Genomic DNA, 8,592 nt, shown 5'->3' with positions numbered 1-8,592 from the left:
CAGTCTTTTCAGACCTTTACAGCAAAACAAGAAACCAGTTTCTCATCTTACCATCAGAGCGAAGCGGTCAGTCGCCAGTGGCGCCGCCGCCGTCGTTGTGTCGCTATATAGGGTCCACACCGCCAAACTGTCAACACGCTTTTTGAAGATTTTTCAAAAAACTTTCACACTGCCTTCGCATTCCCGTCACGCAGCCTCCTTTACAGGGAGCGCGCATATAAGGAGTGGGTGTGAGGTTGACGCTTGGGAAGCTGATATAGGTATAAAACACGGCTTTTCAAGAGACAGGCATTAACCAAGGGGGCAATGTGCCTCTCCCTGCCCTCCAGCCACAAACCCGCCCTATTCGATTTCTAGCCCTTCTTTATCGTCAGATGCCTTTCGGGGTCTGGTCAGGGCACGGGGATCAAAATTGTGCGGTATGAAGAGGGAAACGGCTTCGATCTCTAGCTTACGTTGACTTGAGAGCCTCGGGCGGGCAAGACTTGCGGTTAACAGGGGACACCCCCTCATTTTCCAGCCTAGGGCATCGGCCCGGGAATCAATCCGGATTCCCGAGACGGCGGATGCTTGGATCAGCAGGACCGGCCAGCGCAGCGGCGCAGATTCGCTCGCGCGGCACGAACAGGGGACCGGCGCTTAACTGATGAAGGAATACGAGCGGCACGCGATAGACCCCGGCAACGAGCCGCCGCTCATCACGGATGGGCGACGCGGGCCGCCGGATCGCCGTGAGATTTCCGCGCGCTGGCTCGCCGGCACGTTCCTGACGGGCATCACCTCCTCCATGCTGATGGGCGTTGCGCTGTTTGCAGCTTTGGACGGTCGGGAGCAATTGGCGACGCCGCCGGAACTGCTCGCGCGCGATGACATGCAGGGGCCCGACGCCGAGAACGACACGACCAAGGGCGATCGCGTCGTCGCCACCACTGCCGTGCAGAAGAATCGGGACCGCCGCCGCTTCGACGTATCGACTATGCAGAAGGTCGGCGAGAGGGAAGTGATTCGCACCCGCCCCTTCGAATTCGTGCGCATGACCCTGGCCGCCGATCATCCGGGAAGCAGGAAATATCCGCCCTTCAACGCCATGGCCATTTTCTCGGAAGGCGCCCCACCGGCACAGAGCGCAAGCACGGGCCAGATCTATGGCGCCAAGGTGGAGAGCGAGGTCAGCCTCAAGACATCCGATTTCCCACTCGCGACGGCGGAATTCGATACGTCCTCCGACCTGACCGCCGATGAAGTGGAGAATGTGGTCCGCACCACCGGGCTTTTGCTGACTGACGGTGACGTGCAGGTCGCCTCGCTCCACTATGTCGACCCGCTTCGCTTCGGCAACAGCGAGTCGCCCTATTCGCTGACCTCGCCGCTCGATGTCCGCATCATCCAGGAAAATGTCAGCATCAGCCCGCGCGCCGCGCCGGATGCCGTCAGCGCCGGCTTTTCGGAGGAGGTGATTCCCTTCCGCGAGGATGAGGAAATGTCCGACGCGCTGGCCAAGGCCGGCTATGACGGCGCCCACGCCGCGCAAATGGCCGAGGCGCTGGGCAAGTTGATGAACTCTACGCAGCTCAAGGCCGGCAGCGTGCTGCGCATCGGGGTCGAATCGCGCAATGATGAGGACCGGATCGTCCGCGCCAGCATCTATGACGGCACCGAGCATCTGCTGACCGTCGCGCTCGACGACCGCGACCAATATGTGCCGTCGAGCGAGCCGGAGATGACGCCGCTTTTGCGCACCGCCTTCGACGGCAGTGCCCCGTTGCCACGCATTCGCGGCGACCTCCCTACTGTCTATGATGGTGTCTACCGCGCGGCGCTCGCCTATGGGATGACAGAGACCATGACGAGCCAACTCGTCAAGATGCTCGCCTCCGATGTGGACCTTCAGGCAACAATCACCCCATCGGACCAGATCGAGGCATTCTTCTCCTTGCCGGAGGATTCCGAGACGGCGGGCGAAGAATCGGAAATTCTTTATGTCGCCGCCACCTTTGGCGGGACGACCCGCAAATTCTATCGCTACCGCGCGCCTGACGGCACGACCGACTATTACGACCAGAACGGCAAGAGCGCCAAGCAGTTCCTGCTGCGCAATCCGGTGCCGAACGGTATCTTCCGCTCGCCTTTTGGCATGCGCCGCCATCCGATCCTTGGCTACTCGCGCATGCACACGGGCGTGGACTGGGCCGCACCGCGCGGCACCGCGATCATCGCCGCCGGCAGCGGTGTGGTCGAGCGCGCCGGCTGGACCAACGGCTATGGCAAGCAGACCGTCATTCGCCATGCCAATGGCTATGAATCGAGCTATTCCCACCAGAACGCCATCGCGCCGGGGGTAACGCCGGGCGCCCGCGTACGCCAGGGACAGGTCATCGGCTATGTCGGCTCGACCGGCCTCTCCACCGGACCGCATCTTCATTACGAGGTGTTGGTCAATGGCACCCGGGTCGACCCGATGCGCATCCGCCTGCCGGACAACAAATCCCTGAAGGGCAAGGAACTGGAAGCCTTCAAGCGCGAGCGCCAGCGCATCGATCAGCTGCTCGACGACCAGAAGGACAATGGAACGAAGCTTGCCGCGACGGGGGCGTCGAGCGGATAGGCTGGGAGCGCCGCGTCTAGCGTGAACTGATTCAGGTCGGTGCGAGGCGCCCCTCTGCCCTGCCGGCGTTTCCAAGCTAGAGTCTGTCAGAACTCGAGCGGCTCATGTTTTGATGGAATCGCCTGAATCCCGTTTGGAGCCGTTGTTGTCATGGAGACGTAGAGGCATGGATCCCAGTGACAAGCACTGGGATCCATGCCTCTACGATGGCCGTGGCCGCAACGATAAAGCGTGTCGTATTTAATTGGCCTCATATCCAGCAGCTTTGAAGTAGTTTCTGCATTCTGCGATGGAGAAGAGATCGCAGATTTCGCCGAGGGCATCGGAGATTGCGTCGAAGCTGCGCGCCGCACGTTTTCGCAAAAGGGTCTTGAGTTTTGAGAAGGCCATCTCAATAGGGTTCAAGTCAGGCCTGTATGGTGGAAGGAACAGGAGCCAGGCACCTTTCGCTCGAACCAGTTCCTCGGCTCGCAAGCTCTTATGAAAGGCGACATTGTCGAGGATGACGACATCGCCTTTGTGCAGTGTCGGCGCGAGCTGGGTTTCTATCCACGTCTCGAAGATGCGGCTGTTCATCGGCCTGTCGACGATCCATGGCGCGACCATGCCATGGGAACGCAGGCCGGCGATGAAGGTTTGGGATTTCCAGGAGCCAAAGGGCGAATGGGTTCGATAACGCTGGCCGCGCGGCGACCAGCCGGACCGCTTGGTCAGTTTAGTATTCGTTGAAGTCTCATCGATAAAAACGAGCCGTGCCAATGCCTTATTGAAGAACGGTTTGCGCCGCAACCGCTCACTGGCCATCAGGCTTTTTTTTATGGCTCAGCCCAAGCCGGTGGAGAAGACGCCCGATGCTGGAGCGATGTACGGTGACGCCGCGTTCGGCGAATTCCACGCAAAGTTCATCCAGTGTCGGCTCGCCATTGCCCAGCATCCGCTCCTTGAGCCAATCGTGATGGGACGACAGTTTGCCGCCGCCCATATGCCCCTGACGGCGTGGTTCAAGCGAGCCGGTCTCGTTCTTCAGGTTCACCAGATTGTTCACAAAGCGCGGCGATACCCGAAAGTGGCGAGCTGGGGCAGCGCGATGCCCATGACCTTCTCCCACAAACGCTATCACTCGCTCTCATAATGCTATCGGATGCGACTTGCCCATCTCGGTCTCCCTTCGAAACGAAGGGAATCACACATTCACAGTCTTGGGAATCGCGAATCCTATAAACGCCGACATGCTTTAGAAGAAGGAGCCAGCTGTTTCCATCTAAGAATGATATGCTCAAGCGCTGAAACAGCGCCCCCCTTGTCTCGAGGATGACGGCAGCAGCTTTTCTTAACAGCGTTTCAGTTGAGCTCTAGCAAACTCTAATTGAAACCAACTTTAATCCATGAACTCCACCGTCACGCCCGGCTTCACCAGCTTCACCAATTCCTCCGCGTCCCAGTTCGCCAGGCGAACGCAGCCATGGCTGGATGTCTTGCCGATCTTGGACGGCTCGGGCGTGCCGTGAATGCCGTAGGTCGGCTTCGAGAGCGCGATCCATACCGTCCCCACCGGGCCATTCGGGCCGGGCGGGATGGTGAGGATCTTGTCATTGTTGCCCTGCTTGAAATTGATCTTCGGATTATAGGTGTAATTCGGATTGATTGCGATGCGCTCGACCTGCACGATGCCGGAGGGCGAGGGCGTGTCGGATGAGCCGATGGTCGAGGGATAGGCGACCACCAGCCTGCCCGTCTCGTCATAGCCGCGCACCTGCTTGCGCACCTTGTCGGCGACGATCCGCGCCACCTTGGCTTTGACGGGCTCGCCGATATTGGGGACGCGCACAACCGAGCCGGGCTGGTTGAAATTCACGCCCGGATTGATCTCCTTCAAATAGGCCTCGTCGATGTGGAATTTCTCGCCCAGCATCTCGGTGACCGATGTATAGGCCATCGCCGGAAGCTGCGCCTTATGCGCATAGTCTTCCGGGATGGAGGCTACATATTGCCGGCCCACATCCTCATTGGTGATGGTGTACTCGGTAAAGGCCGGCCCGCCGGTCGCTTCCAGCTCCGCATTGATGGCTGCCTCATTCGAGGGGTCGAGGAATTTGCCTGCCAGTTCGCCATAAGCCGCGGTGGCCTTGTCCACATTGCTGCCCGCGCGCCCGTCGATGGCGCCGGGCGATGCGCCGGCCCGGTCGAGCAGCACCTGGTAGGCAGCGATCCTGGCCTTCGCGCCCTCGCCTTTCGGCATTTCGATGGCTGGGGTCATCTCGTCAGGCGCGGGCACGCCGCGCGGAGCATCGATGGCTGGCTGGCGTGGATCGTCGCCGAGCGAAGCGGAAGCGTCCGGAGGGGGTAGCGTCGAGCGCTCCACCTGCCCATCGATGTTCCCCCGATAGGTGCCCCGCGGGATCGGTTCGTAATAGGGGTCGATCGGCGGCGCATCGGGATAGCGCGCATAGGAATCATCGGGTCCGTCGCTGAACCCGTCATAGGGCTCGCCGCCGCCACCGGGACCGTCGAGCGTCCAATTGTCCTCCGGCGGGGCCACACGGCGCACGCGCCTGTCCGGCTCCTCGACCGACAGGATGCGTCCGCGCCGATCCATGGTGATCCGGCGTCCGTTCGGGTCGATATAGATGCGGATGCGCCCGTCGCGATAGACTTCCTCGCCGGGGTCATAGAGCTGCGCGAGCTGGATGGCGCCCTCGCCGCCCGCTCCGCGTCTGCCCTCGAATGGCCCCGCCTCACCGGGGCTGGAAAACACCGTGCCGGTTGCGGAGGCGAGTAAGGCAAGCTGAAAGAGGGAAGAAACGCGCTGCATGAACCATACCAAAATGAATGAGCGAATCGCACTTCCGCGATTCTACCTTAATATTTCGTTGAACAGATGAACTGGACATGAAAATGGCGAGCGAGAGAGAAGGGATTTAGGGGAGGAAGGGAGGAAGGGAGGAAGGGAGGAAGGGAGGAAGGGAGGAAGGGAGGAAGGGAGGAAGGGAGGAAGGCTATTGCCAGCCTCAACCCAAACATACTCCCCTATTCCCTTATTCCCCTACTCCCTTATCGAATCAGGCTGCTTCAGCCGCCTTGGCCGGGGCCTTCGCGCGGAAATTCAGGCGGTCGGAACCGGCGGTGATCTTCACCGTGGAGCCGTCGAGAATATCGCCCAGCAAGATGTGCTCGGCGAGCGGGTCCTGCACTTCCTTCTGGATGACGCGCTTCAGGGGACGCGCGCCATAGGCGGGATCGTAGCCCTTCTGCGCCAACCAGTTGCGGGCCTCTTCATTGAGCTCGATCCTGATCTTGCGATCGCTCAAAAGCTTCTGCAGCCGTTCGAGCTGGATATCGACGATCTTGTCCATGTCCTTGCGCTTGAGCCGGTGGAAAAGGATGATCTCGTCGACACGGTTGAGGAACTCCGGACGGAACGCCGCCCGCACCACTGCCATCACCTCTTCGCGCACCGTTTCCACATCCTGATCCTCGCCAAGGCCGACCAGATATTCGGCGCCGAGATTGGAGGTCATGATGATGACTGTGTTGCGGAAATCGACCGTGCGGCCCTGCCCATCGGTGAGCCGCCCATCGTCGAGCACCTGCAGCAGCACGTTGAAGACGTCCGGATGCGCCTTTTCGATCTCGTCGAACAGGATCACCTGATAGGGACGCCGCCGCACCGCTTCGGTCAGCACGCCGCCCTCGTCATAGCCGACATAGCCGGGAGGCGCGCCGATGAGCCGGGCGACCGCGTGCTTCTCCATATATTCCGACATGTCGATGCGCAGCAGCGCCGTTTCGTCCGCGAAGAGGAAGGCGGCGAGGGACTTGGCGAGTTCCGTCTTGCCGACGCCGGTGGGGCCGAGGAAAATAAATGAGCCGATGGGACGGTTCGGATCCTGCAACCCGGCGCGCGCGCGGCGAACCGCTTTCGACACCGCCTGCACCGCCTCGCCCTGGCCGACGACGCGCTTGGCAAGCTCGTCCTCCATGCGGAGCAGCTTCTCGCGCTCGCCCTCCAGCATCCGGTCGACCGGGACGCCAGTCCAGCGCGAAACGACCTGCGCCACGTGATCGGACGAGACGGTCTCTTCCAGCATCGAGCCCTTGTTCTCGCTGCTTTCGGCCTCGGCCAATTGCTTCTCGAGTTGCGGGATCTTGCCATAGGCAAGCTCGCCCGCCTTCTGGAATTCGCCGCTGCGCTGCGCGATGGCGAGCGCATTGCGCGCTTCATCCAGCTGCTTTTTCAGGTCGGCGGCAAGGCCAAGCTTCTGCTTTTCCGCCTGCCAGACGGAGGTGAGCCGCGCCGATTCTTCTTCCAGACCGGCCAGTTCCATTTCCAGCTTTTCGAGCCGGTCCTTGGAAGCCGCGTCCTTCTCATTACGAAGCGCCTCGCGCTCGATCTTCAACTGCATGATGCGGCGGTCGATCTCGTCGAGCTCTTCCGGCTTCGAATCGACCTGCATGCGCAGTCGCGCCGCGGCTTCGTCGACGAGATCGATAGCTTTATCCGGCAGGAAGCGGTCGGAGATGTAGCGGTTCGATAGCGAAGCCGCCGCCACCAGCGCCGAATCGGAGACGCGCACCTTGTGATGCTGCTCGTATTTTTCCTTGAGGCCGCGCAGGATCGAGATCGTGTCGTCCACGGTCGGCTCGTTGACGAAGACCGGCTGGAACCGGCGGGCGAGCGCAGCGTCCTTCTCGACATATTTGCGATATTCGTCGAGCGTCGTTGCGCCGATGCAGTGGAGTTCGCCGCGCGCCAGCGCTGGCTTCAAGAGGTTGGAGGCGTCCATCGCGCCATCCGCCTTGCCCGCGCCGACCAGCGTGTGCATCTCGTCGATGAAAAGGATGATCTGCCCGGCCGCCGCCTGCACTTCCGAAAGCACTGCCTTGAGGCGCTCCTCGAACTCGCCGCGATATTTCGCCCCGGCAATCAGCGATCCCATGTCGAGCCCCATCAGTTGCTTGTCCTTCAGCGATTCGGGCACGTCGCCATTGACGATCCTAAGCGCCAGCCCTTCGGCAATCGCCGTCTTGCCGACGCCCGGCTCGCCGATCAGCACCGGATTGTTCTTGGTGCGCCGCGACAGGACCTGGATCGTGCGCCGGATTTCGTCGTCGCGCCCGATGACCGGGTCAAGCTTGCCCGCGCGCGCATCGGCGGTCAGGTCGCGTGCATATTTCTTGAGCGCGTCATATCCGCTTTCGGCGGAAGCCGAATCGGCGGTGCGCCCCTTGCGGATATCGTTGATCGCCTGGTTGAGCTTCGCCGGCGTCACGCCGGCGCGCGAAAGAATCTCGGAGGTCTTGGCCGATTTCTCGATGGCGAGCGCGGTCAGGAGCCGCTCGACGGTGACGAAGCTGTCCCCTCCCTTCTTCGCCAGTTCTTCGGCGGTGTTGAAAACCTTCGCCAGCGGCTGGGACAGGTAAAGCTGCTCGTTCCCGCCGGTGACCTTCGGCAATGCATCGAGTGCCGCCTGCAACCCGAGGCGCACATCGGCGATCTTCCCTCCCGCCCGCTCGATCAGTGAGGTCGCCAGCCCCTCATCGTCATCGACGAGGACCTTGAGCAAATGTTCCGGCATGAATTGCTGATTGTTCTGGGAGAGCGCGAAGGACTGGGCCGATTGGATGAAGCCACGCACGCGCTCGCTATATTTTTCAATATTCATGACCGTCTCCTTTTTCTTCCCGGCCCCTTTAGGCACCGGCGAAGGCGCTGGTGACTCTGATCCGCCCGGCGCCCCAAATCATATGGGACAGCGGGCCGGACCCGGCAAGGCATGACCCCTCTCACGCGCGCGTCAAAACGCACGAAAGATGCCGTCTTTGAGTTGAGAGAGAGAGAAGCAGAAATATAATAATAAAAAGCGAATCCGAATCAATAAACGCCGCAACCACACGCAATACACAATCTATGATGATTAAATAGTCGACCGTGAAGAATCTCAATTCTACGCGGCGGCTGATTTTGTGCCGATGGGCAGCGCAGCCAT

5 protein-coding genes are annotated in these 8,592 nt (G+C 60.9%); 1 reads left to right on the top strand and 4 read right to left on the bottom strand.

Annotation, left to right across the window (positions count from 1 at the left end):
• The first annotated feature begins 646 nt into the window (after window positions 1–646).
• A complete protein-coding gene (locus IEX53_RS23235) occupies window positions 647–2,605 on the top strand; it encodes a M23 family metallopeptidase (protein WP_188826548.1) in 1,959 nt (652 codons plus the stop codon).
• A 240-nt stretch (window positions 2,606–2,845) separates the two neighbouring features.
• Here IEX53_RS23235 and IEX53_RS23230 read toward each other — a convergent pair.
• The 4 genes from IEX53_RS23230 to IEX53_RS23705 all read right to left on the bottom strand — a co-directional run.
• A protein-coding gene (locus IEX53_RS23230; RefSeq protein WP_268902613.1) for an IS630 family transposase occupies window positions 2,846–3,725 on the bottom strand; the annotation gives its coding sequence in 2 pieces (ribosomal slippage) (window positions 2,846–3,421 and window positions 3,423–3,725; 879 coding nt in all).
• 258 nt (window positions 3,726–3,983) lie between these two features.
• Window positions 3,984–5,417 (bottom strand): L,D-transpeptidase, encoded by a 1,434-nt coding sequence (locus tag IEX53_RS23225; protein ID WP_188826547.1) that lies wholly within the window; start codon window positions 5,415–5,417, stop codon window positions 3,984–3,986.
• 247 nt (window positions 5,418–5,664) lie between these two features.
• Window positions 5,665–8,268 carry an ATP-dependent chaperone ClpB gene (clpB, locus tag IEX53_RS23220; protein ID WP_188826546.1) on the bottom strand — a complete coding sequence of 868 codons (2,604 nt, stop codon included), beginning with the start codon at window positions 8,266–8,268 and terminating at the stop codon, window positions 5,665–5,667.
• A gap of 121 nt (window positions 8,269–8,389) precedes the next feature.
• Window positions 8,390–8,592: hypothetical protein (locus IEX53_RS23705; RefSeq protein WP_210311700.1), on the bottom strand; the 203-nt coding region annotated here is incomplete at its 5' end.

The sequence above is a fragment of the Paramesorhizobium endophyticum genome (assembly GCF_014640615.1).
Taxonomy (GTDB): domain Bacteria; phylum Pseudomonadota; class Alphaproteobacteria; order Rhizobiales; family Rhizobiaceae; genus Paramesorhizobium; species Paramesorhizobium endophyticum.
Note: the sequence above shows the minus strand (reverse complement) of the source record. Positions and strands in the feature narration are given on the sequence as shown.

Bases quoted from the DNA above. Each gene is read 5' to 3' on its own strand.
- clpB (WP_188826546.1), bottom strand. From the start codon at position 8,268: ATGAATATTGAAAAATATAGCGAGCGCGTGCGTGGCTTCATCCAATCG.
- IEX53_RS23225 (WP_188826547.1), bottom strand. From the start codon at position 5,417: ATGCAGCGCGTTTCTTCCCTCTTTCAGCTTGCCTTACTCGCCTCCGCA.
- IEX53_RS23235 (WP_188826548.1), top strand. From the start codon at position 647: ATGAAGGAATACGAGCGGCACGCGATAGACCCCGGCAACGAGCCGCCG.